At 70.5% G+C, this 23,413-nt stretch carries 19 protein-coding genes; 10 read left to right on the top strand and 9 right to left on the bottom strand.

Annotated elements, in window-relative coordinates; translation table 11 throughout:
* Positions 1-215: 215 nt before the first annotated feature.
* Entirely contained in the window at positions 216-2,087 is a 1,872-nt protein-coding gene (locus tag ACIQR3_RS34860) for a glycosyltransferase family 2 protein (RefSeq protein ID WP_403545119.1), read from the top strand.
* A gap of 3 nt (positions 2,088-2,090) precedes the next feature.
* On the top strand, positions 2,091-4,046 hold the full coding sequence (locus ACIQR3_RS34855; protein WP_403545117.1) for a galactose oxidase-like domain-containing protein: 1,956 nt from the start codon (positions 2,091-2,093) through the stop codon (positions 4,044-4,046).
* Between the two features lie 6 nt (positions 4,047-4,052).
* Here the strand turns inward: ACIQR3_RS34855 and ACIQR3_RS34850 are convergent, their stop codons facing one another.
* Positions 4,053-5,084 carry a glycoside hydrolase family 6 protein gene (locus ACIQR3_RS34850; RefSeq protein WP_403545115.1) on the bottom strand — a complete coding sequence of 344 codons (1,032 nt, stop codon included), beginning with the start codon at positions 5,082-5,084 and terminating at the stop codon, positions 4,053-4,055.
* Between the two features lie 254 nt (positions 5,085-5,338).
* Between ACIQR3_RS34850 and ACIQR3_RS34845 the strand changes: the two genes are divergently transcribed.
* The 3 genes from ACIQR3_RS34845 (at position 5,339) to ACIQR3_RS34835 (ending at position 8,024) form a co-directional block, all read left to right on the top strand.
* Positions 5,339-5,848, top strand: coding sequence for a MarR family winged helix-turn-helix transcriptional regulator (locus ACIQR3_RS34845; protein ID WP_403545113.1), 510 nt, complete (start codon positions 5,339-5,341; stop codon positions 5,846-5,848).
* A gap of 54 nt (positions 5,849-5,902) precedes the next feature.
* Entirely contained in the window at positions 5,903-6,244 is a 342-nt protein-coding gene (locus ACIQR3_RS34840) for a DUF3817 domain-containing protein (protein ID WP_215173326.1), read from the top strand.
* Positions 6,245-6,323: 79 nt separating this feature from the next.
* A complete protein-coding gene (locus tag ACIQR3_RS34835; protein ID WP_403545111.1) occupies positions 6,324-8,024 on the top strand; it encodes a methylmalonyl-CoA mutase in 1,701 nt (566 codons plus the stop codon).
* Between the two features lie 120 nt (positions 8,025-8,144).
* Here ACIQR3_RS34835 and ACIQR3_RS34830 read toward each other — a convergent pair whose 3' ends face one another.
* A complete protein-coding gene (locus tag ACIQR3_RS34830; RefSeq protein WP_403545109.1) occupies positions 8,145-8,768 on the bottom strand; it encodes a TetR/AcrR family transcriptional regulator in 624 nt (207 codons plus the stop codon).
* Positions 8,769-9,003: 235 nt separating this feature from the next.
* Here ACIQR3_RS34830 and ACIQR3_RS34825 point away from each other — a divergent pair, with 235 nt between their 5' ends.
* The 4 genes from ACIQR3_RS34825 to ACIQR3_RS34810 all read left to right on the top strand — a co-directional run bounded on the left by ACIQR3_RS34825 (position 9,004) and on the right by ACIQR3_RS34810 (position 13,265).
* Positions 9,004-9,978, top strand: coding sequence for a tetratricopeptide repeat protein (locus ACIQR3_RS34825; RefSeq protein ID WP_403545107.1), 975 nt, complete (start codon positions 9,004-9,006; stop codon positions 9,976-9,978).
* Positions 9,979-10,629: 651 nt separating this feature from the next.
* On the top strand, positions 10,630-11,274 hold the full coding sequence (locus tag ACIQR3_RS34820; RefSeq protein WP_403545105.1) for a DUF6230 family protein: 645 nt from the start codon (positions 10,630-10,632) through the stop codon (positions 11,272-11,274).
* A gap of 91 nt (positions 11,275-11,365) precedes the next feature.
* On the top strand, positions 11,366-11,890 hold the full coding sequence (locus ACIQR3_RS34815) for a DUF6114 domain-containing protein (RefSeq protein WP_403545103.1): 525 nt from the start codon (positions 11,366-11,368) through the stop codon (positions 11,888-11,890).
* Positions 11,880-13,265, top strand: coding sequence for a hypothetical protein (locus ACIQR3_RS34810; protein WP_403545102.1), 1,386 nt, complete (start codon positions 11,880-11,882; stop codon positions 13,263-13,265). Before ACIQR3_RS34815 ends, ACIQR3_RS34810 begins: the two co-directional genes overlap by 11 nt.
* Positions 13,266-13,330: 65 nt before the next feature.
* Here the strand turns inward: ACIQR3_RS34810 and pyk are convergent, their stop codons facing one another.
* The 3 genes from pyk to pta form a co-directional block, all read right to left on the bottom strand.
* Positions 13,331-14,761, bottom strand: coding sequence for a pyruvate kinase (gene pyk / locus ACIQR3_RS34805; RefSeq protein ID WP_403545100.1), 1,431 nt, complete (start codon positions 14,759-14,761; stop codon positions 13,331-13,333).
* An 85-nt stretch (positions 14,762-14,846) separates the two neighbouring features.
* Positions 14,847-16,064: an acetate kinase gene (locus ACIQR3_RS34800; RefSeq protein ID WP_403545098.1), complete on the bottom strand. Its 1,218-nt coding sequence runs from the start codon at positions 16,062-16,064 to the stop codon at positions 14,847-14,849.
* Positions 16,061-18,151, bottom strand: coding sequence for a phosphate acetyltransferase (gene pta, locus ACIQR3_RS34795; RefSeq protein ID WP_403545096.1), 2,091 nt, complete (start codon positions 18,149-18,151; stop codon positions 16,061-16,063). The genes ACIQR3_RS34800 and pta overlap by 4 nt, the downstream gene beginning before the upstream one ends.
* Positions 18,152-18,397: 246 nt before the next feature.
* On the opposite strand from pta, the gene ACIQR3_RS34790 reads away from it, so the two are divergent.
* On the top strand, positions 18,398-19,423 hold the full coding sequence (locus ACIQR3_RS34790; RefSeq protein WP_215173351.1) for an ATP-dependent 6-phosphofructokinase: 1,026 nt from the start codon (positions 18,398-18,400) through the stop codon (positions 19,421-19,423).
* Positions 19,424-19,503: 80 nt separating this feature from the next.
* On the opposite strand, the gene ACIQR3_RS34785 is transcribed toward ACIQR3_RS34790, so the two are convergent.
* The 4 genes from ACIQR3_RS34785 to ACIQR3_RS34770 form a co-directional block, all read right to left on the bottom strand.
* The gene (locus ACIQR3_RS34785) at positions 19,504-20,205 is read right to left on the bottom strand and encodes a helix-turn-helix domain-containing protein (RefSeq protein ID WP_403545094.1); all 702 of its coding nucleotides are present in this window, start codon (positions 20,203-20,205) and stop codon (positions 19,504-19,506) included.
* Positions 20,206-20,334: 129 nt separating this feature from the next.
* Positions 20,335-21,174 (bottom strand): carbohydrate ABC transporter permease, encoded by an 840-nt coding sequence (locus ACIQR3_RS34780; RefSeq protein ID WP_403545092.1) that lies wholly within the window; start codon positions 21,172-21,174, stop codon positions 20,335-20,337.
* A 5-nt stretch (positions 21,175-21,179) separates the two neighbouring features.
* Complete coding sequence (locus tag ACIQR3_RS34775; protein WP_403545091.1) at positions 21,180-22,046, bottom strand: carbohydrate ABC transporter permease; 867 nt, start codon at positions 22,044-22,046, stop codon at positions 21,180-21,182.
* Positions 22,043-23,404 carry an extracellular solute-binding protein gene (locus ACIQR3_RS34770; protein ID WP_403545090.1) on the bottom strand — a complete coding sequence of 454 codons (1,362 nt, stop codon included), beginning with the start codon at positions 23,402-23,404 and terminating at the stop codon, positions 22,043-22,045. Before ACIQR3_RS34770 ends, ACIQR3_RS34775 begins: the two co-directional genes overlap by 4 nt.
* Positions 23,405-23,413: the final 9 nt, after the last annotated feature.

Raw genomic sequence — 23,413 nt, 5'->3', positions numbered from 1 at the left:
CGTAAGTGACCGATTCCGCGCCGTTCCGAGGACGGACACCCCCCACCCCGGCCCCGACCCACCCGCACACGACTGGGCGCTACGCGCACCCCCACTGGACCCGCACAGGCGCCGCAGGCACCCCCCACCTGGACGCCCCCAGTTCGACACGCCCCCAAATCTCCACTTTCGTATGGGTAGATCGCTAGATCACTCCCCACTCACTGGAGGGCGCTGTGCGGCCGGAGGGCTACGACTACGACACCCACAGCCGACTGGCCGGACCGCTCACCGAGCCGTCCGGCACCGCGTACCGGGTGCAGTACACCTCGCTGCTCTCCCGCGAGCCCCACCGAATAAAAGCCGTCCTCCTCATGACCCTCGCGCCGCTGCTCACCGGCGCCCTGCTGGTCTACCTCGTCTGGCCCACCCACTGGGTGGAAAGGGAGGGCGCCGACCGCTGGCTGACCGCCCTCGACGTCACCATGCTCATAGCGATCGGCCTGATCGAACTGTTCATGGTCGTCAACGTCGTCTCCATCGCCCACGCCACGATGGTCGCCCGCGACCCCGTCCCCGTCACCCCCGAACCCGGCACCCGCGTCGCCTTCCTCACCACGTACGTCCCGGGCAAGGAACCCCTCTCCATGGTCCGCGCCACCCTCGAAGGCGCCACCCGCCTCACCCGCCCCGGCAAGGACAGCGTCCTCGACGTCTGGCTCCTCGACGAGGGCGACGACCCCGCCGCCAAGGCCCTCTGCGCAGAGCTCGGCGTCCACCACTTCACCCGCCACGGCGTCCCCGAGTGGAACCAGGAGACCGGCGTCCACAAGGCCCGCACCAAGCACGGCAACTACAACGCCTGGATCGCCATGCACGGCGACTCCTACGACTTCTTCGCCTCCGTCGACACCGACCACGTCCCGCTCCCCGACTTCCTGGAGCGGATGCTCGGTTACTTCCGTGACCCGGACGTCGCCTTCGTCGTCGGCCCCCAGGTGTACGGCAACTACCACAACCCCGTCACCAAGGCCGCGGAGTCCCAGCAGTACCTCTTCCACGCCCTGATCCAGCGGGCCGGCAACCGCTACCGCGCCCCCATGTTCGTCGGCACCAACAACGTCGTACGGATCGCGGCCGTGAAACAGGTGGGCGGCCTGTACGACTCGATCACCGAGGACATGGCCACCGGCTTCGAGATCCACCGCCGCCGCAACCCGCTGACCGGCCACCACTGGCAGTCCGTCTACACCCCCGACGTCCTCGCCGTCGGCGAGGGCCCGGCTTCCTGGACCGACTTCTTCACCCAGCAGATGCGCTGGTCCAGAGGCACCTACGAGACCCTCTTCAAGCAGTACCGCAAGGCCCTCTTCCGGATGCCCCCGGGCCGCCTGCTCTCCTACACCCTGATGCTCGTCTACTACCCGATGACGGCCGTCAACTGGTTCCTCGGCATCCTCAGCTGCCTCCTCTTCCTCTGCTTCGGCGCCTCCGGCACCGAGGTCGCCGCCTCCGTCTGGCTGATGCTCTACAGCGACGCCGCCGCCCTCCAGGTCGGCCTCTACCTGTGGAACCGCCGCCACAACGTCTCCCCGCACGAACCCGAGGGCTCCGGCGGCCTGGCCGGCATGGCCATGTCGGCCATCTCCGCCCCGATCTACCTCAAGTCGTTCAGCGAAGCGCTCCTGCGCCGCCCCAGCCGCTTCGTCGTCACCCCCAAGGGCGGCGACGCCAGCCCCGACCGCCCCCTCACCTTCCGCATCCACCTCACCTGGGCGACCGTCCTCGTCGCCGCCCTGATCGCGTCCGCCGTCCTCGACCACACCCACGTGGCGATGCGCACCTGGGCGCTCCTGGCGACCGCCATCTCCCTGGCCCCCTTCGCCGTCTGGGCCACCACGAACCACCGCGCACGCAAGGCGAAGCCGACCCCCACCCCCGCGGCACCCCCCATGCCCGCCTACCCGCCCGACGTCCCCCAAGCGACCACCGCCACCGCGACCGCCACCGCGACCGCCACCGCGACCGCCACCCCCACCCCCACCCCCGCCTTCGCCACCACCGGAATCACGTCGACCGTCTCCGGCACCATGACAGGAGGTAACTAGGCCATGGCCTACCAGCCCTCGCAGAAGACCAAGAAGACCGTCCTGGGCGTGGGCGGCCTGGCGGTCCTGGCCGCGCTCAACGCCCCGGCCGCCCTCGACTTCGCCGGCGAGAAGTACCACGCGTACAAGATCTCCCGCCCGTCCTACAAGGCGAAGTACGGCTCCTGGAACCAGGTCGACATCCCGGAGGAGTACCGCACCAACGCCATCCACGCCGCCCTCCTGCACACCGGCAAGGTGCTGATCGTCGCCGGCTCCGGCAACGAGCAGAAGAAGTTCGACGCGGGTTCCTTCGACACCGTCCTGTGGGACCCGGAGAAGAACACCTTCAAGAAGATCCCCACCCCGGAGGACTTCTTCTGCTCCGGCCACGCCCAGCTCCCCGACGGCCGCATGCTGGTGGCCGGCGGCACCGCCCGCTACGAACTCCTCGACGGCGAGGTCGAACGGGCCGGCGGCGGTATGCGCGTGAAGAACGAGAACCCCGACAAGGCCGTCCACCTCCCCAAGGGCACCCGCTTCCGCTCGCCGGCCGGCGTCGAGTACGTCTCCAAGTTCGACGTGACCGTCCCCAAGGCCAAGCGCGAGTTCGAGATCACCCGCGACGAGCGCGGCGTCGTCCAGCCGTACAAGACGAAAGTCACCGCCAGCGAGCGCCGCGTCTTCGTCGAGGCCGCCGAGAAGGGCCCGCTGTCGGTCACCGACACCCAGGCCCAGTACGAGATCGTCGGTCTGAAGGGCAAGGACGCCGACAACGCGTACGGCCTCAGCGAGAAGATCACCCTCGACAAGCAGGACTACCAGGGCATCCGCGCCGCCTACGAGTTCGACCCGGTCGCCGAGAAGTACGTCCCCGTCGACCCGATGGACAAGGCCCGCTGGTACCCGACCCTCGTCGGCCTGGACGACGGCCGCATCCTCGCCGCCTCCGGCCTGGACGACGTCGGCATGATCGACCCGGGCGACAACGAGATCTACGACCCGAAGACCAAGAAGTGGTCACCGGGCCCCAAGCGCTACTTCCCCACCTACCCGGCCCTCTTCCTCACCAAGGGCGGCAAGCTCTTCTACTCCGGTTCCAACGCCGGTTACGGCCCCGCCGACCAGGGCCGCGTCCCCGGCCTGTGGGACCTGGAGACCAACACCTTCCAGAAGGTCCCCGGCCTCACCGACCCGGACCAGCTCGAAACCTCCGCGTCCCTCCTCCTGCCCCCCGCGCAGGACCAGAAGGTGATGGTGCTGGGCGGCGGCGGGGTCGGCGAGTCGGAGAAGTCGACCCCGCGCACGGCCGTCGTCGACCTCAAGGAGGACAACCCGGTCTTCAAGCCCGGCCCCGACCTCCCCCAGGGCACCCGCTACCTGAACAGCGTGATCATGCCGGACGACACCGTCTTCACGTCCAACGGCTCCGAGGACTACCGCGGCCGCAGCGCCAGCAACATCCTCAAGGCGCAGTTCTACGACCCGGGGACCAACGCCTTCAAGGAGGCCGCCGCGCCCGCCGTGGGCCGCAACTACCACTCCGAGGCGCTGCTGCTGCCCGACGGCCGGGTCGCCACCTTCGGCTCCGACCCGCTCTTCGACGACCAGCAGAACACCAAGCTCGGCCACTTCGAGCAGCGGATGGAGGTCTTCACCCCGCCGGCCCTGCACCGCAACACGGCCGCCCGCCCGGCCCTGAAGGACGGCCCGGAGACCCTCGACGCGAACCACCGCGTCACCTACCGCACCGACCACCCCGACCGGATCGCCGAGGCCCGCCTGATGCGCCCGAGCGCGGTGACCCACACCACCGACGTCGAACAGCGCTCCATCGCACTCGACGTGACCAAGAAGGGGAAGTCGGTCACCTTCGACATCCCCGAGGACCGCACCCTGGTCCCGCCCGGCTGGTACATGCTCTTCGTCACCGATTCGGCCGGCACCCCGTCGAAGGCGAAGTGGATCAAAGTCGAGTAGACCAGGTCACTCCGCATCACCGGCATCACCGGCATCACCGGCATCACCGGCATCACGGGCGTTACGGGCTAGCCCCAGTGCGTACTCCGGCCACCACCGCCCGGCGTCCGGCCCGCCCGCGCAGGTGCCGTCCGACTCCCCGGGCCGCTTGATCCACAGGTACGCGTCGACGACCGGGTCCCCGGTGTCGGTGGTCGGCCGGGTGCCCAGCGCCCGGCCGGGCGGGTTGCACCAGACGCCGGGCAGCGGCCCGTTCCCGTTGCGGCTGGTGTCGATCACGAAGTGCTTGCCGCCCAGCCCCTGGGACAGCTTCTTGCCGTACGCCGTGGTGTCGGCGTTCGTCTGGAAGTTGGAGACGTTGAGCGCGAAGCCGTCGGCGTCCTCGATCCCGGCCCGCTTCAGCGGTTCGACCAGCGCCCAGGGGTCCTTGATCCAGGACGGGTTGCCCGCGTCGAGGTAGACCTTGGTGTGCGGCTGCTCCTTCAGCCGGGTGATCGCCTCGCCCAGCAGCCGCTCCCGTTCGGCGTGCAGCTCGCCGGGCGTACAGCCGTCCACGATGTGCGCGACGGCGTCGGGCTCCAGCACCACCAGGGCCTTGGCGTCACCGATGGCGTCGGCGAACTTCCCGATCCACTGCCGGTAGGCCGCCGCGCCGGCCGCGCCCCCGGCGGAGTGCTGGCCGCAGTCGCGGTGCGGGATGTTGTAGGCGGTCAGCAGGACCGTCTTCCCCGCCTTCGTCGCCGCCCGGGTGGCCCGGCGCACCAGCGGCGTCGGGTCGATCTCGCCGGCCGGCCAGAGCGCGGCCGGCTGCCCGGCGATCCGCTGGAGGAGTTCGGCGTCCTGGGAACGGCCCTGCCGCTGCCACTGCCGGCCTTGCCGGGCGGCGGGGCTGTCCGGGTCGACCCAGAAGCCGGAGCCGGCCGCCTTCCGGGAGGGGACCGCGGCCACGGACGCCTCGTCGACGTCGGCCGCGGAGGAACAGCCCGCCGCGAGCCCGAGGGCGGTGAGGGGCGCGAGGGTGCGGATCAGCCGGAACATGCTGCTCCCTGAAGCAGAGGTAAGTAAGCGTAACGATCCACCACGCATCGTTACATACCGGACGCGCCGCCCCTCGCATCGCCATGCCCGCGCCCGAGTACGCCCGCGCTCCGCGCCCGAGTACGCCCGCGCTCCGCGCCCGAGTACGCCCGCGCCCCGCGCCCCACGATCCCCGGCCGCCGCCCCCGCACCACCCGGTCCGAAAAGCGGGACAGAGCTGACCGGCATGTGACCGGCCGGTAAGGTCTGATGCCGTGCCGAAGCCCCTCAGTCTCTCCTTCGACCCCATCGCCCGCGCCGACGAAAGCTGGAAGCGCCGTTGGGGCAACGTGCCCTCCATGGCCGCCATCACCTCGATCATGCGGGCCCAGCAGATCCTGCTGGCCGAGGTCGACGCGGTGGTCAAGCCGTACGGGCTGACCTTCGCGCGGTACGAGGCGCTGGTGCTGCTCACCTTCTCCAAGTCGGGCGAGCTGCCGATGTCCAAGATCGGCGAGCGGCTCATGGTCCACCCCACCTCGGTCACGAACACCGTCGACCGCCTGGTCACCTCGGGCTTCGTCGCTAAGCGCCCCAACCCCAACGACGGCCGCGGCACCCTCGCCTCGATCACCGACAAGGGCCGCGACGTGGTCGAATCCGCCACCCGCGACCTGATGGCCATGGACTTCGGCCTGGGCGCCTACGACGCCGAGGAGTGCGGCGAGATCTTCGCGATGCTGCGCCCGCTGCGGGTGGCCGCGGGCGACTTCGAAGAGGACTGAGCCGGGGGCGGGGCGCCGCAAGATCGCCCGGAACGCCTCGTTACGCTCGTACCCATGAAAAAGAGCGTGCTGACCCGCTACCGGGTCATGGCGTACGTCACCGGTGTCCTGCTGATCCTGCTGTGCCTCGGCATGATCGGCAAGTACGTGCTGGACATGAACGGTGCCGACGACTTCACCCGCGTCGTCAGCATCGCGCACGGCTGGCTCTACGTCATCTACCTCGTCTTCGCCTTCGACCTGGGCGCCAAGGCGAAGTGGCCGGTCAAGAAGCAGCTGTGGGTGCTGCTCGCCGGGACCATCCCGACGGCCGCGTTCTTCGTCGAACGCAGGATCACCCCGGAACTCCAGGCGAAGTTCACCGAGGCCGGCGGTCCCGCGCCCGTCAAGGCGTAGGGCACCCGCCACCACCGCCGTACACACGTACGGCGGTATGCCATCGACAGATACTAGGACGTCCTAGTAAATTCAGGGTATGGACGCTGACGCCATAGAGGAGGGCCGCCGACGCTGGCAGGCCCGGTACGACGCGGCGCGCAAGCGCGACGCGGACTTCACGACGCTCTCCGGCGACCCCGTGGAGCCGGTGTACGGCCCCCGCCCCGGGGACACCTACCAGGGCTTCGAGCGGATCGGCTGGCCGGGCGAGTACCCCTTCACCCGCGGCCTGTACCCGACCGGCTACCGGGGCCGGACCTGGACGATCCGCCAGTTCGCCGGGTTCGGCAACGCCGAGCAGACCAACGAGCGCTACCGGATGATCCTCCGCAACGGCGGCGGCGGCCTCTCGGTCGCCTTCGACATGCCGACGCTGATGGGCCGCGACTCCGACGACCCGCGCTCGCTCGGCGAGGTCGGCCACTGCGGGGTGGCCGTCGACTCGGCCGCCGACATGGAGGTCCTCTTCCGTGACATCCCGCTCGGCGACGTCACGACGTCGATGACGATCAGCGGCCCGGCGGTCCCCGTCTTCTGCATGTACCTGGTCGCGGCGGAACGCCAGGGTGTCGACCCGGCCGTCCTCAACGGCACCCTCCAGACCGACATCTTCAAGGAGTACATCGCCCAGAAGGAGTGGCTCTTCCAGCCCGAGCCGCACCTGCGCCTGATCGGCGACCTGATGGAGTACTGCGCGGCCGGTATCCCCGCCTACAAGCCGCTCTCCGTCTCCGGCTACCACATCCGCGAGGCCGGCTCCACGGCCGCGCAGGAGCTGGCGTACACCCTGGCCGACGGCTTCGGGTACGTGGAGCTGGGCCTCTCCCGCGGCCTGGACATCGACACCTTCGCCCCCGGCCTGTCCTTCTTCTTCGACGCGCACGTCGACTTCTTCGAGGAGATCGCGAAATTCCGCGCGGCCCGCCGCATCTGGGCCCGCTGGATGCGCGACGTGTACGGCGCGCGGTCGGAGAAGTCCCAGTGGCTGCGCTTCCACACCCAGACCGCCGGCGTCTCCCTCACCGCGCAGCAGCCCTACAACAACGTCGTCCGTACGGCGGTGGAGGCTCTGGCGGCCGTACTGGGCGGCACCAACTCCCTGCACACCAACGCCCTCGACGAGACCCTCGCCCTCCCCTCCGAACAGGCGGCGGAGATCGCCCTGCGCACCCAGCAGGTCCTGATGGAGGAGACCGGTGTCGCCAACGTGGCCGACCCGCTCGGCGGCTCCTGGTACGTCGAACAGCTGACGGACCGGATCGAACGGGACGCGGAGAAGATCTTCGAGCGGATAAGGGAACGGGGGCAGCGCGCCCACCCCGACGGACAGCACCCCATCGGCCCGATCACCTCCGGCATCCTGCGCGGCATCGAGGACGGCTGGTTCACCGGCGAGATCGCCGAGTCCGCCTTCCGCTACCAGCGGTCCCTGGAGAAGGGCGACAAACGGGTCGTCGGCGTCAACACCCACACCGGCTCCGTCACCGGCGACCTCGAGATACTGCGGGTCAGCCACGAAGTGGAACGGGAGCAGGTGCGGGCACTGGGCGAGCGCAGGGCCGGGCGGGACGACACCGACGTACGCGCCGCCCTCGACGCCATGCTCGACGCGGCCCGCTCCGGCGCCAACATGATCGAGCCGATGCTCGACGCGGTACGCGCGGAGGCGACGCTCGGGGAGATCTGCGGGGTGCTGCGGGAGGAGTGGGGGGTGTACACGGAGCCGGCGGGGTTCTGACCCCCGGGCCGACCCCGGGCCCGCCCCGGGCCGACCCCGGGCCCGCCCCGGGCCGACCCCGGGCCCGCCCCGGGCCGACCCCGGGCCCGCCCCGGGCCGACCCCGGGCCCACCCCGGGGCCTACTCGGCCGGCCGGGAGGTCAGGCCCGACAGCAGGACCCGGGTGAAACCGCGTACCCACGCCTCGTCGGCGGGCTCCGCGCTCACCAGCGTCCGGTGCACCACCGCGCCCGCCACCACGTCGAAGATCAGGTCCACGGTGCGGGCGGCCTCGTCCGGGTCGGGCTGGGGCGGGAGTTCGCCGCGGGCCTGGGCGCGGGCGCGGCCCTCCAGGACCAGGCCCTTCTGGCGTTCCACGATCGAGCGGCGGATGCGTTCGCGCAGGGCGGCGTCGCGGGTGGACTCGGCGACGACCGCCATCAGGCCGCTGCGGGCCTCCGGGCGGTCCAGGATCGACGCGAACTGGAGGACCACGCCCTCGATGTCGGCGGCCAGGCAGCCGCAGTCGGGCAGCCGGAGTTCGTCGAACAGCTCGGCGACCGCGTCGACGACCAGCTCGTTCTTGCCCGACCAGCGGCGGTAGAGGGTCGTCTTGGCGACCCCGGCCCGTGCCGCCACGTCGCCCAGGGTCAGTTTCGACCAGCCCAGCTCGACCAGTGCCTCCCGTGTCGCGGCCAGGATCGCGGCATCGGCCGCCGCACTGCGCGGGCGGCCGGAGCGACCGGCGGGGGAGCGGTTCGGCATCCCTCGACCCTATCCGCGGGTTTGGCGGGGGACGTCGTGAGGGAGATCACCAAGGGGCCGTATCGCGGGGGGTGCGCAGGGCATTACGCTACGACTCGTAGCGAAAGCGAGGGTGACCTCAGGCTGGAGCGACGACCACCGGCGCCAGGTGGGGACCTGGCGCCGAACAGCACACTTCGGAGCGGGTTTCAGGCCGCTTTTCACGGACGCGCGCGGTACGGGGGAGGATAGGCGCATGCAGCCACGGAACATGTCCATGAGCGGGGTCGTCGACCTCGCCGCGGTGAAGGCGGCCCAGGAGGCCAAGGCCAAGGCGGAGCAGGCCCGCGCCCAGGCCGCGCAGCAGGGCGGCGGGGGTGCCGTCTCACCCGCCGATCTCGTCATCGACGTCGACGAGGCGGGCTTCGAACTCGATGTCCTGCAGCGGTCCACCGAGGTCCCGGTCGTCATCGACTTCTGGGCCGAGTGGTGCGAGCCCTGCAAGCAGCTGAGCCCGGTCCTGGAGCGGCTCACCGTCGAGTACAACGGCCGGTTCGTGCTCGCCAAGATCGACGTCGACGCCAACCAGATGCTGATGCAGCAGTTCGGCATCCAGGGCATCCCGGCCGTCTTCGCGGTGGTCGCGGGGCAGGCGCTGCCCCTCTTCCAGGGTGCCGCCGGCGAGGCCCAGATCCGCCAGACCCTGGACCAGCTGGTGCAGGTCGCCGAGCAGCGCTTCGGCCTGACCGGCCTGGTCGTCGACCCCGAGGCCGACCCGGGCGCCGCCCAGCAGGCCCCCGCCGCCCCGGCCGGACCGCACGACGCCGCGCTGGAGGCCGCCGTACAGGCCCTGGACGCGGGCGACCTGGGCGGCGCGGTGCGCGCGTACCAGAACGTACTGAACGAGGACCCGGGCAACACCGAGGCCAAACTCGGCCTCGCCCAGGCCGAGTTGCTCCAGCGGGTGCAGGAGCTGGACCCGCAGCAGGTGCGCAAGGACGCCGCCGACAAGCCCGCCGACGTGCAGGCGCAGATCGCCGCCGCCGACCTCGACCTGGTCGGCGGTCACGTGGAGGACGCCTTCGGGCGCCTCATCGACACGGTGCGGCGCACCTTCGGCGACGAACGGGACGCCGTACGGGTGCGGCTGCTGGAGCTGTTCGAGGTCGTCGGCGCCGACGACCCGCGGGTGACGGCGGCCCGCCGGGCGCTCGCCCGCGCCCTGTTCTGACCGGACCCGCGCCTCTCCCGACCGCCCGGCCGACGATCTTCCGGCCGGGCGGTGCCCGAGTGAAGAGAAACGTCGGCGGAGCCGCAGGACGACCGTGCTTTACCAAAACTTGGTAATCGCGGCCGCTGTTACTGCGAGTAAGTCACCGGCAGGGGAGTGCGGGAATCTGTCCGGTGAAGGGCGGCTTTGTCCCGTCGTCCGGAGACACCCAGCGTCGCCGGGCGGGACCCCTGCGTCGACCCATGGTTATCGCCCCGTTACTAGCCAGTAACGGCGCCCCTTGTGCGGGCGCCGAGAATGCACCACGATCGGCCACGCTCGGTCCGTTCCCGTACCCCGACAGCCAATCGGGTCACGGGCTTCCTGGGTCCCCACCGAGCAGGACCGGCGGCAGTGGAGCCGGCCCTTGGGCAGGGGGGTCTTCGCCCTTTTCGGCGGAGCCTGTCCGCAAGGTTGTGCGTGATGCGTGTCAGGCGCGACCAGTGGTTGTCGCTCGGGGGTGATCGCCGGTGATTCGGGCGCGTGGTGCGCGCCGTCGACCGCGGGCGCTCTCCTTCCCGAGGACGTAGCACTTCTCCCATCCCTGCCCGGCCGAGCCGCCGTCTGGGGGCGAGCCGAGGCCAGGAGATGTACGTCCGAGAAGGAGGAAATATGGAGTCCCAAGTGCGTGGTGGGACCAGATGGAAGCGGTTCGCTGTGGTGATGGTGCCCAGCGTCGCCGCGACGGCCGCGATAGGCGTCGCTCTGGCGCAGGGGGCGCTCGCCGCTTCGTTCAGTGTGTCGGGGCAGCAGTTCAAGGTGACGGCCAAGGAGCTCACCGGTCACGGGTTCTCGCAGTACGGGGCCTACAACGACGGCGCGAGCGGCCGTAACGCCGTGGCCGTCTCGGCGTTCACCTCCGCCGAGATCGACAAGCTGTGCCAGTCGGTCGTCACGAACGTCCCGCTGCTGGGTCCCATCACCCTGCGGCTGGAGGCCGGCGACACGTCGCAGAAGCAGGAAGCGGTCTACGCCGAGCAGCTGTACATCGACGTCGCCGATCTGCAGGCGGACGCCACCTTCAAGAACATCGACATCGGTGTGGCGGCCGGGTCCATCGACAAGGGCCCCGGCCAGAAGAAGGCGGAGGTCGACAGCGAACGGGCCAACCCGGGCGGCTTCGCCCAGCAGGCCGACGAGGCCGTGCTGACCGACGTGAAGCAGACGGCGTGGGCCACCACCGCCGGAACCTTCAAGCTCAGCGGTCTGCACATGTCGCTCAAGAAGGGCGACGGCGAAGGCATCGAGTGCTACTGAGCCCTCGCTGACGGGCGGGGGCCGGCCGCGCCCCCGCCCGTTCACCCCCACATCACCACCACAGCAACGCTGTACCAGGGAGCTGTTTTCCATGAGCGCCGAGAGTCCTGTCGCCGCCGGCCAGTTCACCCGCCGTAGGCAGCAGTTCCGAGACTGGCGGGGCACCCGGCCGTTCTGGGCCGGTCTGCTCGTCCTGCTCGGTGGCTTCCCGATCATGTACTTCCCGTACGCGAACCTGAAGTTCGGCAATCTGACGGTGGCCATGTCCACCACGGCCGGTGCCGGCTCTCTGATCATCGGCGTGCTGCTGGTCGTCCTCGGCGTCAGCCTCTGGTTCCAGAAGCACGTGCGGACCTTCGCCGGCGTCGCGGCGATCCTGCTCGCCCTGGTGTCCATCCCCGTGTCCAACTTCGGCGGCTTCGTCGTCGGCTTCGTGCTCTCGCTCGTCGGCGGGGCCATGGCCGTCTCGTGGGCGCCGGGCATACCGGCCGAGCCGCAGCCGGCGCAGCTGACCAGGGAGCGGGGCGATGTCCCCGGGGGCGCGGCGGAGGAGCCGAACCATCTGTCAGGAACGAGCCCGGCCAACGGGGCGAACGGGAGGCGAAGTGCCGGCTGACGAGGTGACTCACGGGGCTGACGCGGAGGCGTCCCGCGTGAGAACCGGGCCGCGCCACGCGGCACCCAGGAAACCGTTGTTCACCAGGTTCCATGTGCCGGCCGGCAAGGCGATAGCCCTGGCGGCGATGCCGACGGCGGTCCTCATGGGGATGGGGTTCACGCCGACGCTGGCCGCGGCGGACGGCAACGACCAGACGTCCACGTCGAAGAGCCTGACGGCCGAGGAGTACAAGGCCTGCGTGGCGGCGCTGACGGGCGACGAGGACGGCAAGGGCGGCAAGGACGACCAGGACGGTGCCTCGGCGTCGGCCACGGCGTCGCCCTCGGTGAGTGCGAGCGGGGCCGATGAGGCCGACGACGACACGGAGCCGAGCCCGTCCGCGACGGACACGGGCACGGGCGCCGGCACGGGCACGGACTCGGGAGTGAAGGCCGGCTCCTCTTCGTCGGATTCAGGTTCCGACGACGAGACGGCAGAGACCGAGACCGAGACCGAGCCGTCCGCCACCACCGCCGAGTCCTCCCCCTCCCCCTCCCCGTCGGCCACCGCAAGCGGCGGCGGAGTGCTCGAAGGCATCGGTGACGCCCTTGAGGACCTCTTCACCGGCGGCAAGAGCACCGAGGAGTCCGCGAGCGCCACGGCGACCCCGTCCCCGTCGGCCACCCCCTCCGCGTCAGCCTCGGCCTCCGCCGGCCCGTCCGGCGACGGCGAGGACGAGGGCGCCGCCTCCGACGCGGGGGACGAGGCGTCCGAGGCGGTACAGGACGCCGGGGAAACCGTCGACGAGGCCACCGCCTCGCCCACCGCCGGCGGCACCGGCACCGGCACGACCACCAGCCCCACCCCCTCCGCGAGCGCGAGCGCCGGCGCCTCCGCCGACCCGGCCGTGGACTGCCCGATCGCCACCGACGCCGAGGGCGGTGTCGACAACACCCTCCCCCTGCCGAACCGCCCCTGGGAGCTGGAGGCCAGCTCGCTCACCCTGAAGGGCGCCTCGTACAAGGGGATCGTCGAGGTGCGGACGGCCGACGGGTCCACCAAGAAGGTCCTGAAGTACGTCGTCTCCAACGGCACCGACATCGGCGACCTGCACCAGATCGTGCACGACGAGACGACCGGAAAGACCCACCACGTGCAGGCGGCCGAGGGCTCCACGTCCACGATCCGCGACGGCGACACGGTGATGTACACGGAGAGCATCTCCGGCAACCTGCTGGGGCTGATCCCGATCACCTTCGACCCGGAGCACCCGCCGCCGCTGGACATCCCGCTGATCTACTTCACGAACGTGAAGGTGGTGCAGGCGGGGCAGTTCGGCGGAACGCTGACCGTCCCGGGGCTGCACCAGTACATGACCGACGGGACCGACTGACCCCGTACGAAAGCTGAGGGCGCCCCCTGCGACAGGGGGCGCCCTCAGCCACGTACCGCTGGAGATCAGCCGCGGACGGCCTCGCCCAGGTGGTGGACGCGGACCATGTTGGTGGTGCCGGGGACGCCGGGGGGCGAACCGGCGGTGATCACCACGATGTCACCGGGGTTGAAGCGGTTGAGCTTGACCATCTCCTGGTCCACCAGGTCGACCATCTCGTCGGTGGAGTTGACGAACGGCACGACGTGCGACTCCACGCCCCAGCTCAGCGCCAGCTGATTGCGGGTCGACTCGTCGGTCGTGTACGCGATGATCGGCTGGACCGCGCGGTAGCGGGACAGCCGGCGGGCGGTGTCACCGGACTGGGTGAAGGCGACCAGGCCCTTGCCGCCGAGGAAGTCGGCGATCTCGGCGGCGGCACGGGCCACCGAACCGCCCTGCGTGCGCGGCTTCTTGCCCGGGACCAGGGGCTGGAGGCCCTTGGAGAGGAGTTCCTGCTCGGCCGCCTGGACGATCTTCGACATCGTCTTGACGGTCTCGATCGGGTACGCGCCGACGCTCGACTCCGCCGACAGCATGACCGCGTCCGCGCCGTCCAGGATCGCGTTGGCGACGTCGGACGCCTCGGCGCGGGTCGGGCGGGAGTTGGTGATCATCGACTCCATCATCTGGGTCGCGACGATCACCGGCTTGGCGTTGCGGCGGCACAGCTCGATCAGGCGCTTCTGCACCATGGGGACCTTTTCGAGCGGGTACTCGACGGCCAGGTCGCCGCGGGCGACCATGACGGCGTCGAACGCCGCGACGACGTCCTCCATGTTCTCGACCGCCTGCGGCTTCTCCACCTTGGCGACGACGGGGACGCGGCGGCCCTCCTCGTCCATCACGCGGTGCACGTCCTGGACGTCCTTGGCGTCCCGGACGAAGGAGAGCGCGACCAGGTCGCAGCCCATGCGCAGCGCGAAGCGGAGGTCCTCGATGTCCTTCTCGGACAGCGCGGGGACGTTGACGGCCGCGCCGGGCAGGTTGATGCCCTTGTGGTCGGAGATGACGCCGCCCTCGATGACGATCGTCTTCACCCGGGGGCCCTCGACCTCGGTGACCTTCAGCTCGACGTTGCCGTCGTTGATGAGGATCGGGTCGCCCTTGGCGACGTCGCCGGGCAGGCCCTTGTACGTCGTACCGCAGATCGTCTTGTCGCCCGGGACGTCCTCGGTGGTGATGGTGAACTCGTCACCGCGCACCAGCTCGACGGGACCCTCGGCGAAGGTCTCCAGGCGGATCTTCGGGCCCTGGAGGTCGGCGAGCACACCGATGGCCCGGCCGGTCTCCTTCGCGGCGGCCCGGACCCGGTCGTACCGGCCCTGGTGCTCGGCGTGGGTGCCGTGGCTGAAGTTGAAGCGGGCCACGTTCATGCCGGCCTCGATCAGCGCGACGAGCTGCTCGTGGGAGTCGACCGCGGGGCCGAGAGTACAGACGATTTTCGAACGGCGCATGGGGCGATCCTATCGGTTTGTTTCGCTCCGGAATATTCCGCCTGGCGGAACGTACATATGGGCGCGGGCATGCTCACCCGTGAATTTATCGGCTGTTCTTTTCGACCAGTGCGTACGTCTGTGTCGCGATCTCCAATTCTTCATCCGTCGGCACCACCGCGACCTTCACCCGCGCGCCCTCGGGGGAGATCAGCCGCGGACCGTCGCCGCGTACGGCGTTCAGCTCGGCGTCGACCGCCAGGCCCAGTCCCTCCAGGCCCGCCACGGCGGCTTCCCGCACCGGTGCGGCATTCTCGCCGACCCCGGCCGTGAACGCGACCGCGTCCACCCGCCCGAGAACGGCGTAATAGGCGCCGATGTACTTCTTCAGACGGTGAATGTAGATGTCGAAGGCGAGCTTCGCCTCTTCGTCCCCGGCGTCCACGCGGCGCCGGATCTCCCGCATGTCGTTGTCGCCGCACAGACCGAACAGGCCGCTCCTCTTGTTGAGGAGAGTGTCGATCTCGTCCGTGGACATTCCGCCAACGCGCTCCAAATGGAAGATGACCGCCGGGTCCAGGTCTCCCGACCGGGTACCCATCACCAGTCCCTCCAACGGCGTCAGCCCCATGGAGGTGTCCACGCACCGGCCGCCCTCGACCGCGGAGGCGGAGGCGCCGTTGCCGAGGTGGAGGACGATGACGTTCACGTCCGCCGGGTCCTTGCCCAGCAGCCGGGCGGTCTCGCGGGAGACGTACGCGTGCGAGGTGCCGTGGAAGCCGTAGCGGCGGATGCGGTGCCGGTCGGCGATCTTCGGGTCGATCGCGTAGCGTGCCGCCGACTCCGGCATGGTCGTGTGGAACGCCGTGTCGAAGACCGCCACCTGGGGCAGGTCGGGGCGCAGGGACCGAGCCGTGCGGATGCCGGTCAGGTTGGCCGGGTTGTGCAGCGGCGCCACCGGGATCAGGCGTTCGACCTCGGTGAGCACCTGGTCGTCGATGAGGGTGGGCTCGGTGAAGAACATGCCGCCGTGCACCACCCGGTGCCCGATCGCGGCCAGCTCGGGGGAGTCCAGGCCCAGGCCGTCCCGGGACAGCTCCTCGGCGACCGCCTTGAGGGCGGCCTCGTGGTCGGCGATCGGGCCGTTCTGCTCCCGGGTGTCGCCGTCGGGCACGTGGGTGTGCTTGAGCCGGGAGGTCTGCTCGCCGATCCGCTCGACCAGGCCCACCGCGAGGCGGCTGCTGTCCCGCATGTCCAGCAGCTGGTACTTCAGCGAGGAGGAACCGGAGTTGAGGACGAGGACGCGGGTGGGGGTGCTGCTCACTGTTCGGAAGCCTTCTCGATGGGGGACTGGGCCTGGATGGCCGTGATGGCGACGGTGTTCACTATGTCTTGCACCAACGCGCCGCGGGACAGGTCGTTGACCGGCTTGCGCAGGCCCTGGAGGACCGGGCCGACGGCGATGGCGCCGGCCGAGCGCTGCACGGCCTTGTAGGTGTTGTTGCCGGTGTTGAGGTCGGGGAAGATCAGCACGGTGGCCTGCCCGGCGACCTCGGAGCCGGGCAGCTTGGTCGCGGCGACGGACGGTTCGACGGCGGCGTCGTACTGGATGGGGCCCTCGATCATCAGGTCGGGCCGGCGGGAGCGGACGATCTCCGTGGCCTCGCGCACCTTGTCGACGTCGGCGCCGGAGCCGGAGGTGCCGGTGGAGTACGACAGCATCGCGATGCGCGGCTCGACGCCGAACCGGGCCGCCGTCGCCGCCGACTGGACGGCGATGTCGGCGAGCTGCTCGGCGTTCGGGTCGGGGTTGACCGCGCAGTCGCCGTAGACCAGCACCTTGTCGGCCAGGCACATGAAGAAGACGGACGAGACGATCGACGCGTCCGGCTTGGTCTTGATGATCTCGAAGCCGGGGCGGATGGTGGCGGCGGTGGAGTGCACCGACCCCGACACCATGCCGTCGGCCAGGCCCTCCTGCACCATCAGGGTGCCGAAGTAGTTGACGTCGGAGACGACGTCGTAGGCCAGCTCCACGGTGACGCCCTTGTGGGCGCGCAGTTCGGCGTAGCGCTCGGCGAAGCGGTCGCGCAGGTCGCTGGTGGCCGGGTCGATCAGCTGGGAGTCGCCGAGGTCGATGCCGAGGTCGGCGGCCTTCTTGCGGATCTGCTCGACGGGGCCCAGCAGGGTCAGGTCGCACACGCCCCGGCGCAGCAGCACCTCGGCCGCGTGCAGGACGCGCGGCTCGGTGCCCTCGGGCAGGACGACCCGGCGCAGGTTCGAGCGGGCCTGCTCCAGCAGCTTGTGCTCGAACATCATCGGCGTGACGCGGTCGCTGCTCGGGGCCTGGACGCGCTTGTCCAGGGCGGCGGTGTCGACGTACCGCTCGAACAGGCCGAGGGCGGTCTCCGCCTTGCGCGGGGTGGCCGCGTTCAGCTTGCCCTCCAGGGAGAAGAGCCGCTCGGCGGTGGGGAAGCTGTTGCCCGGCACGGACAGGACGGGGGTGCCGGGGGCGAGGCGGGCGGCGAGGGTGAGGACGTCGTCGCCGGGCACCTCGTCCAGGGTGAGCAGCACGCCGGCTATCGGCGGGGTGCCGGCGCTGTGCGCGGCCAGCGAGCCGATGACCAGGTCGGCGCGGTCGCCGGGGGTGACGACCAGGCAGCCGGGGGTCAGGGCGCCGAGGAACTTGGCCAGCGAGGCGCCGCCGAAGACGAAGTCCAGCGCGTCCCGGGCCAGCCCCGAGTCGTCGCCGAGGACCACCTTGGCGCCGAGGGCGTGGGAGATCTGGGAGACGGTGGGCGCGGAGAGCGCGGGCTCGTCGGGGACGACGAAGCAGGGCACCGGGAGCAGCCCGGTCAGCCGCTCGGCGATCAGGTCCCGGTCCTCGCGGGCGACCCGGTTGGTGACCATGGCCAGCACGTCGCAGCCGAGCGAGTCGTAGGCGCGGAAGGCGTTGCGGGTCTCGGCGAGGACCGACTCCGCGGCCTGCTTGCGCCCGCCCACCACCGGGATCACGGAGGCGCCGAACTCGTTGGCGAGCCGTGCGTTGAGCGACAGCTCGTCGGGGAACTGGGTGTCGGCGAAGTCGGTGCCGAGGACGAGGACCACGTCGTAGTCGCGGGCGACCAGGTGGAAGCGGTCGACCAGGGCGGAGACCAGTTCGTCGGCGCCCTGCTCGGCCTGGAGGGCGGACGCCTCCTGGTAGTCCATGCCGTAGACGGTCGCCGGGTCCTGGGAGAGCCGGTAGCGGGCGCGCAGCAGCTCGAAGAGGCGGTCGGGGCCGTCGTGGACGAGGGGACGGAAGACGCCGACCCGGTCGACCTGGCGGGTCAGGAGTTCCATGACCCCCAGCTCGACGACCTGGCGGCCGTCGCCGCGGTCGATACCGGTCACGTACACGCTGCGCGTCACGCGTGCTCTCCGTTCCGTCGGGTCCGTCGTGTCTGTCGTTCCATCGGTTTCCGTCGCTGTTCCCTGCCGTTCCCTCGTCAAAAGGGCGGCGTTAAAAATCGCCCACCAAGGTGAGCGGAACCCTCTTGACAATACCTCTCGTGGTAGATAAGGCGCCCGTCAATGCGGCGTCGGCGGTGTTCCGCGGGACGTGAAACAATCGACAGTGCCTCACCGGTGCCGACAGGGAGCAGGAGACACAGCACGATGCGAATCGGAGTTCTCACCGCAGGCGGCGACTGCCCCGGACTGAACGCCGTGATCCGGTCGGTCGTGCACCGAGCGGTCGCGCAGTACGGCGACGAGGTGATCGGCTTCGAGGACGGCTACGCCGGCCTCCTGGACGGCCGCTACCGCGCCCTCGACCTGAACGCCGTCAGCGGCATCCTCGCCCGCGGCGGCACCATCCTCGGCTCCTCCCGGCTGGAGCGCGACCGGCTCCGCGAGGCCTGCGAGAACGCCGCCGACATCGCCCGCGACTTCGGCATCGACGCGCTGATCCCGATCGGCGGCGAGGGCACGCTGACCGCGGCCCGGATGCTGTCGGACGCCGGGCTGCCCGTGGTCGGCGTGCCGAAGACGATCGACAACGACATCTCCTCCACCGACCGCACCTTCGGCTTCGACACGGCCGTCGGGGTGGCGACGGAGGCGATGGACCGCCTGAAGACCACGGCCGAGTCCCACCAGCGGGTGATGGTCGTCGAGGTCATGGGCCGGCACGCCGGCTGGATCGCGCTGGAGTCCGGCATGGCGGCCGGCGCGCACGGCATCTGCCTGCCCGAGCGGCCCTTCGACCCCTCTCACCTGGTCAAGATGGTCGAGGAGCGGTTTGCCCGCGGCAAGAAGTTCGCGGTGATCTGCGTCGCCGAGGGCGCCCACCCCGTCGAGGGCTCCATGGACTACGGGCACGGCGAGATCGACCAGTTCGGCCACGAGCGCTTCCAGGGCATCGGCACGGCACTGGCGTACGAGCTGGAGCGCCGGCTCGGCAAGGAGGCCAAGCCGGTCATCCTCGGCCACGTCCAGCGCGGCGGCACGCCCACCGCGTACGACCGCGTCCTCGCCACTCGCTTCGGCTGGCACGCCGTGGAGGCGGCGCACCGGGGCGACTTCGGCCGGATGACGGCGCTGCGCGGCACCGACGTGGTGATGGTGCCGCTGGCCGAGGCGGTGACCGAGCTGAAGACGGTGCCGAAGGACCGGATCGTCGAGGCGGAGTCGGTCTTCTAGGGCGTTCCGGGGCTTTCCGGGGCTTTCTCAGGTTTACCAGGGCTTCCTGGGGCTTCCTGCCTGAGACTTCTTGGGGCTTTCTAGGGCCCGCCGGCCCCGGTCTCCTTCTCGACCGCCGTCCAGAAGTACTCCAGGACCCGGTCGCGCAGGTCGAGGCCGCCCGGGGTGGCCAGGCGGGCCTGGTACTCGGCGTGCAGGTCGCGCAGGACGTGCTCCACCAGGGCCCGGTCCAGGGGTACGAGCTTGGCGATGCCCCGGGCGTGTCCCTGCCAGCGGGTGGTCACGGCTTTGCGCAGCAGTTCGGTGAGGCGGTCGTCCTGCCCGGTGACGGTGACGTACTCGGGCGGCGTCAGGCCGAAGAGGTCGATGAGCGCCGCCGACTGGCGGTCGGTGCCGCGCCAGGCGTCCTTCTCCTCCAGCCGCAGATAGGCGCGCGCGTCGACGCCGACCGCGCGGGCGACGTCCTCGGGGGCGAGGCCGTGCGCGAGGCGGTGTTCGCGCAGGGTGCGGGGGCGGGCGAGCAGATCGGTGGGCGAGCACCACAACGTGCCCGCGAGGGCGGTGAGTTCGGAGTCGGAGGGGCCGGCCTCGCCCCGCTCCCAGGCGAGGACCAGGTCCGGGCCGACGTACGGCAGTCCGTAGGACACCCGCAGGTCGCGGGCGACGTGTTCGGGGCCCATGCCGAGGGCGATGCGTAACCGGTGGGCGGCCAGGGGGTCGAAGGGGGACGCGGGCTGGTCGGGCTGGTCAGGGAGGGCTTCGGGTCGGGGCACGGGCCACAAGGTAAGGGGCCGTACGGCCTTTGACTACGGTCCGTTCGGCCAGGAACACGGATCGTAGGAACCTACTGAACCTGTGAATTCCCGCGAAGGCCTGCGAGGCCCCCGCCCGCGGTCCGCCCGCCGCCCCCGTCACCCCTTGACGGCACCTCCCAGCGCGAAGCCGCCGCCCAGGCGCCGGGAGATCAGCACGTAGAGCAGGATCACCGGCGTCGAGTAGACGATCGAGAACGCGGCGAGCTGCCCGTACGCCACCATGCCGCGGTTGCCGAAGAACTCGTTGATGCTGACGGAGGCCGGCATCTGGTCCGGGGTGAGCAGCAGCATGAAGGGGACGAAGAAGTTCCCCCACATCATGACGAACGAGAACACCGTCACCACCGCCACCCCCGGCCCCATCAGCGGCAGCACGATCCGCAGCAGGGACTGCGCCGCCGACGCCCCGTCGGTCCAGGCCGCCTCCTCCAGCTCCCTCGGGACCCCGTCCATGAAGTTCTTCATCAGCCAGATGGCGAAGGGGAGCTGGGAGGCGGCGAAGAAGAAGACCGTGCCCTGCAGGGTGTCGATGAGGTTCACCCGGACGAACAGGGCGTACACCGGCACCATGATCGCCGTGATGGGGAGGGAGGTGGCGAAGAGGACGGTGAGGAGGAAGGGGCGGTTGAGGCGGGAGCGGAACCGGGAGAGCGGGTACGCGGCGAGCGCCGCGCACGCCACCGTCAGCGCCGTCGCGCCGCCGCACAGGATCAGGCTGTTGAGCAGCGGGGTGAAGGTGATGTCGGCGGTGAGGATCGCGTCGAAGTGGTCGAGCGTGAGACCGTCAGGGGCTTTCACCCTCAGCCCCGCGTGCGGGTCCAGGGCGGACAGCACCACCCACAGCAGCGGCAGCGCGAACGCGGCGACGGCCACCAGCAGCCCCGCGTCGGCGGCCAGCCGGCGGCTCGTCCGCCGGGAGGCGAGCGTACGGGCCATGACCCTCACACCTCCGTCCGCAGCAGCCGCAGGTACACGACCGAGAACAGCGAGCCGATCAGCAGCAGGAGCAGCGCGACCGCTGTGCCGTAGCCGATCAGGCTGTTCTGGAACGCCTGCTCGTACATGTACAGCGGCAGCGTCTGGCTCCTGCCGCTGGGCCCGCCCCGCGTCATCACCCAGATCAGCCCGAAGACGGAGAGGGTCTGGAGGGTGTTGAGCATCAGGTTGGTGGCGATGGAACGGCGGATCATCGGCAGGGTGACGTGCCACAGCCGGCGCCACCCGCCCGCCCCGTCGACCTCCGCCGCCTCCGTGACCTCCCGGGGGATCTCGTCGAGGGCGGCCGAGTAGACGAGCATCGAGAACGCCGTGCCCCGCCACACGTTGGCGAAGGACACCGCCAGGATGGGCAGGGTGAACAGCCAGTTCTGGGTCGGCAGGTGGAGCCAGTCCAGTACGGCGTTCAGGGTCCCCTCGCGGCGGAAGAAGGCGTACAGCAGGAACCCCGCGACGACCTCCGGCAGCACCCACGCGGTGACGACGACCCCGCCGGCCAGCGTCCGCACCGGCTTCGACGCCCGCCGCATCAGGGAGGCCAGCGCCAGCCCCAGGGTGTTCTGCCCGACCAGCGACGACGCCACCGTGAACACCAGCGTCAGCCATACGGCATCGAGGAACGCGTCGTCCTGGAAGGCCCGCCGGAAGTTGTCGAACCCGACGAACGACTCCTCGGCCTGACCGGTCAGTTGCAGGTCGGTGAAGGCGATGACGACGCAGTAGGCGATCGGGCCGGCGAGGAAGAGCAGCAGCAGGACGGTGGCGGGGGTGACGGGGAGCGCCCGGACCAGGGCCCGGCGCGCTCGGCTCACTTGTCGACCACCTGGTCGTCGGTGGCCTCGCGCAGGGCGCTGTCGTAGTCGCGCACCGCCTCCGTCACCGACCGGTCACCGGTCGTCACGCCCTCCATGGCCTCCTGGATCGCGGTGGAGACCTTCGGGTACGCCGGGTAGGCGGGCCGGTAGTGGGTGTGGGCGACCAGGCCGGTGAAGAACGCGGTGCCGGGCTGGGCGTCGACGTAGGCCGGGTCGGCGGCGACGTCCTCGCGGACCGCGATGCCGGAGTTGGCGACGTACCACTTCCGGGCGTTGGCCTTGGTCTGCATCGTCTCGATGAACTCGAAGGCGAGGTCGGGGTTGCTGGCCTTGGCCGGGATCGACCAGGCCCAGCCGCCCGACATGCTGACCTTGCCGGGTGCCTGCCCGTGCTGGGTCGGCATGGCGGCGAGCCCCAGTTCCTCGGACCACTCGGGCCACTCGTGCCCGCTCCCCGGCAGCCAGTCCTGCGGCAGCCAGGACCCGTCCAGCGCGATGCCGAGCCTGCCCTCGGGCAGCAGTTCGCCCCGCACCCTGGTCATGATGTTGGGATCGAGGGCGTCGGACACCTCGGGGCCGAGCTTCTCCTCGTACACCGTCTCCACGAAGGAGAGGGCGTCCGCGAACCCCTTCCCCGGGGCGATCCACTTCTTCGACGCCTTGTCGTACAGCGGGTCTCCGCTTCCGTCACCGGTCCCGTACAGCAGCATCTGGAAGCCCTGCATGGTGGCGCCCTCGCCGACGGGCTTGCCGGTGTAGACGTTGAGGGGGATGATGCCGGGCACCTTCTCCTTGATGGTGCGGGCGGCGGCCAGCAGGTCGTCCCAGGTCCTCGGCTGCCAGTCGGCGGGCAGCCCGGCCTCGGCGAAGACGTCCTTGCTGAACCACAGCCCCCGGGTGTCCGTCCCGTCCGGGACGCCGTACGTCTTCCCGTCCTCGCCCCGCGCCGCGGCCTTCGCGGTGTCGATGAACCGGTCCCAGTCCTTCCACTTCGCCAGATACGGATCGAGTGGCTTCAGATACCCGCTGGTGATGTCCGAGTTGATGAGGAAGGTGTCCTCGTAGACCAGGTCCGGCGCGGTCTTCGGGGACCGCAGCATCTGCTGGACCTTGGTGTAGTACTCCGAGTCCGGGGCCTTCACGGGGACGAGGTCGACCTTCTTGCCGGGGTGCGCCTTCTCGAACTGCTTCTTGACGCCGGCGAGGTAGTCGTCCATCACCTTGACGGAGTTGTCCGTGGACTGCTTGAAGGAGACCTTGAGCGTGTCGGGATCGTCACCGGAACCGCTGGAGCAGGCGGTGAGGGCGGTGGCGGCGAGGGCGGCGGCGAGGAGCAGGGCAGGGGTGGATCGCACGGGTACGAC

The sequence above is a fragment of the Streptomyces sp. NPDC090994 genome (assembly GCF_044768905.1).
Taxonomy (GTDB): domain Bacteria; phylum Actinomycetota; class Actinomycetes; order Streptomycetales; family Streptomycetaceae; genus Streptomyces.
This window is presented reverse-complemented; position numbering and strand designations above follow the sequence as displayed.

Excerpts from the sequence above, each read along its gene's own strand:
- ACIQR3_RS34830 (WP_403545109.1), bottom strand. The coding sequence starts at position 8,768 with ATGCCGAACCGCTCCCCCGCCGGTCGCTCCGGCCGCCCGCGCAGTGCG.
- ACIQR3_RS34850 (WP_403545115.1), bottom strand. The coding sequence starts at position 5,084 with ATGTTCCGGCTGATCCGCACCCTCGCGCCCCTCACCGCCCTCGGGCTC.
- ACIQR3_RS34820 (WP_403545105.1), top strand. The coding sequence starts at position 10,630 with ATGGAGTCCCAAGTGCGTGGTGGGACCAGATGGAAGCGGTTCGCTGTG.
- ACIQR3_RS34835 (WP_403545111.1), top strand. The coding sequence starts at position 6,324 with ATGGACGCTGACGCCATAGAGGAGGGCCGCCGACGCTGGCAGGCCCGG.
- ACIQR3_RS34780 (WP_403545092.1), bottom strand. The coding sequence starts at position 21,174 with ATGGCCCGTACGCTCGCCTCCCGGCGGACGAGCCGCCGGCTGGCCGCC.
- ACIQR3_RS34840 (WP_215173326.1), top strand. The coding sequence starts at position 5,903 with ATGAAAAAGAGCGTGCTGACCCGCTACCGGGTCATGGCGTACGTCACC.
- ACIQR3_RS34790 (WP_215173351.1), top strand. The coding sequence starts at position 18,398 with ATGCGAATCGGAGTTCTCACCGCAGGCGGCGACTGCCCCGGACTGAAC.
- ACIQR3_RS34815 (WP_403545103.1), top strand. The coding sequence starts at position 11,366 with ATGAGCGCCGAGAGTCCTGTCGCCGCCGGCCAGTTCACCCGCCGTAGG.
- pyk (WP_403545100.1), bottom strand. The coding sequence starts at position 14,761 with ATGCGCCGTTCGAAAATCGTCTGTACTCTCGGCCCCGCGGTCGACTCC.
- ACIQR3_RS34825 (WP_403545107.1), top strand. The coding sequence starts at position 9,004 with ATGCAGCCACGGAACATGTCCATGAGCGGGGTCGTCGACCTCGCCGCG.
- ACIQR3_RS34855 (WP_403545117.1), top strand. The coding sequence starts at position 2,091 with ATGGCCTACCAGCCCTCGCAGAAGACCAAGAAGACCGTCCTGGGCGTG.